Origin of the sequence: Bartonella sp. AA83SXKL (genome assembly GCF_042196965.1) — a bacterium.
Lineage (GTDB): Bacteria > Pseudomonadota > Alphaproteobacteria > Rhizobiales > Rhizobiaceae > Bartonella.
Genome location: NZ_JBHIRG010000071.1, coordinates 1 through 2,518 on the forward strand (window position 1 = coordinate 1; position 2,518 = coordinate 2,518).

Below are 2,518 nucleotides of genomic sequence, written 5' to 3' on the forward strand. Positions count from 1 at the left end.
ATGTCATCAATCTCATCTTGAATGACCGACACTAAGTGCGAAAGTGTTCTCTTATGACGATAAACATCTCGCTTTACAGGTATCGGTCCTCCAGTCTTAACCCGAATATAATGACGTGTCATCAAAATACCTCTCAGTGATTAGTCACGAATTCAACGACTATACTTGCTTGCCCAGCTTGTACTGTTTTGTCCGCTTTAGCATAGAGAGTGACCTCTTCATCATAAGGGACAAATTCCTTCTGATTGGTGGGCTTAACCTCTTTTACTGCCTGTTGTTTGATTTCCGCTTCACCAAACTCAGTCCCTCCAGCAGTGCTGCCTATTTTGACCTTTGTGTCCGAAAATGCTGTCTTAACAAACACTTTAATCGAAGTAATCAAAGCACCACGAGGTAGCGTACCTATTCTCATAGCGTTTTCTTTATCTTCATAGCTAAAATTAAGCCGCAAAAAGCTTACCTGCTGGGTATGAAGATTTCTCCCTTGCAAGGGCTGTGGTAAATAATCTGCCATGTCTTATCCCCTCAATGATTTGTTACGAATTGCACAACCACAACACACTCACCAGCCGCAGTTGTTTTATCCCGTGTTGCATAAAGGGTCATCTCCTTATCATCTGCAACAAAAGACTTTTGATCTGTTGGCGTAAAATCTTGCGTGCCTTGGGCTTTGATGTCTTTTTCACTGAACTCATTGCCTCCATAGGTGCTGCCTATCTTTAATTTTGCCTCAGAAAACGCGGTCTTGACAAAAGCCTTCATCGAAGTGATCAAAGCGCCACGAGGTAATATCCCTATTTTCGTTGTGAGATGCTTATCTTTATGCGAGATATTCAAACGTAAGAAACTCACCTGTTGGGTGTGAAGATTTCTCCCCTGTAGTGGAGGTGGTAATTGATCTGCCATGTCTTGCTTCCTCCCTATGATTAATTATCAGGTTCACCACTGTAGGTGGGGATAACAATCGTTCCAAAATCTTGCGCTGCTTGAGAGCTATTTGGAAATTTGAAACGGGTTTTCTTCATGCCAATCAGTGTTTTCGCAGACAAACCATAGTAACGTTGATAGTCGAAATGCTCTTCCACCAATTTATAGCGATTGACATTGCGATTATTTCCAAAAGCCATAACGATACTTTGTGCTCCAAGAAAAACAGCACGACGCACACTTTTTTTCGCTGTATGATCGGTAGATTTAACCCCATGAGTGACATGTTCAGATTCACGTAAAATCACACCATTATACATGCCAAGAGAACCATCAAAAATCGGGTTCTTCGCGCGCGAACCCGTATAAGCAGCTTTCTGAATATCAAGCCACTGTCCAGTCTCTGTATTGGTGCGCAATTGCATCACTTGTGTTGGGTGCAAATAGAGAACATAAACACTCTCCCCATTCACACGTACTGGTCGAATTTTGGGATTAGCAAGTTTCGCCATTTTTACAGCTTCGTCAATAAGCTTCAAACTAAAGCTGTGTTTTGGCGCTTCACTGAGATCTTCATCCTTGGTTTTACCATCTGGACGGATAATTCGCTTACTACTTGGTGCCAGAGGTTCATTAAATCCATAATGCACATTCTCGATATCTATCATCCGATCTTCAAAAGAGATTGTCCTTGCTGTATATCCGCAAGCTTGAATGAAAAACATCAAGCTTAAGCGATCTGCATACCAATCAACTAAGCCATCTTTTGCTTCGTCACGCAAATCAAACGTTGTACGTTGTTGCGCTATACTACCTTCATTTTCTACACGAACTGCATGCGAAAGCTCGTCAATATATAGTCTGTCATGAAGGAATTGTAATGCCTCTTCATTCCCCTCAAGCGTCTGTCCTGAGGTAACTCCCCGTCCCAAAAGCTGTGTACGTAAGCTAAATGTAACACAATCCCCTCTGCCCTTCTGTGTTTCAGTTTTAAGTTGAATAATGCTGTTTGAACCCTTGCCTATAAGGGGGGCAATAGGTATCGCCTTTGAAACTTCTGTATTTAATAATTTTGACCACGTGCTTATCGCATGAGGATCATCTGCTCTAACTGTTGTTAATGCCATTGATTTTACCTTTCTTTGCTGTAAAAAAAACCGGCTTAAAAGCCGGACCATAACCCTGCATAAAACAGGCTAATTTCTATAAAAATGCACTCTTAATACCCGTTACCAGCACCATGCAATTGCCGAAAAATTGCTTTATTTTTCGGATTTGATATCCAAGCGTCAAATTCTTCTTCTGACATCCTATCAATGCTTGCTAAAGTGATTGGTCCAACACTGCCCCCTCCACCAGATGCCGTTAAGGTTCTCGCAGAATTCTGCCGGCTTTGAAGCGCAGCAACTTGATTATTCGCTTGTAATGCTTGGTTCTGATAGCCAAGATTTTGCGCTATTCTATAAATCTCTTCTGCCGGATTGAGATCTCTTTGTGCACAAGTCGCTACAAGAGCATGCAATTGATCTCTTATAATCGCATCTATTGTGTTTTGTTGTCCATACTCAGGATAAAGTGATGACCAAGAACT

3 protein-coding genes and 1 pseudogene are annotated in these 2,518 nt (G+C 41.7%); all 4 read right to left on the reverse strand.

What is annotated here, in order from left to right:
* Nucleotides 1-133: 133 nt before the first annotated feature.
* On the reverse strand, nt 134-514 hold the full coding sequence (locus ACFINO_RS09590; RefSeq protein ID WP_375611028.1) for a hypothetical protein: 381 nt from the start codon (nt 512-514) through the stop codon (nt 134-136).
* An 11-nt stretch (nt 515-525) separates the two neighbouring features.
* Nucleotides 526-906: a hypothetical protein gene (locus ACFINO_RS09595; RefSeq protein ID WP_375654097.1), complete on the reverse strand. Its 381-nt coding sequence runs from the start codon at nt 904-906 to the stop codon at nt 526-528.
* A gap of 20 nt (nt 907-926) precedes the next feature.
* Nucleotides 927-2,054, reverse strand: a complete 1,128-nt coding sequence (locus ACFINO_RS09600; protein ID WP_375635112.1) for a N4-gp56 family major capsid protein — start codon at nt 2,052-2,054, stop codon at nt 927-929.
* Between the two features lie 92 nt (nt 2,055-2,146).
* A pseudogene (locus ACFINO_RS09605) lies at nt 2,147-2,518 on the reverse strand (hypothetical protein); the annotation flags it as partial.

Bases quoted from the DNA above. Each gene is read 5' to 3' on its own strand.
- ACFINO_RS09590 (WP_375611028.1), bottom strand. From the start codon at position 514: ATGGCAGATTATTTACCACAGCCCTTGCAAGGGAGAAATCTTCATACC.
- ACFINO_RS09595 (WP_375654097.1), bottom strand. From the start codon at position 906: ATGGCAGATCAATTACCACCTCCACTACAGGGGAGAAATCTTCACACC.
- ACFINO_RS09600 (WP_375635112.1), bottom strand. From the start codon at position 2,054: ATGGCATTAACAACAGTTAGAGCAGATGATCCTCATGCGATAAGCACG.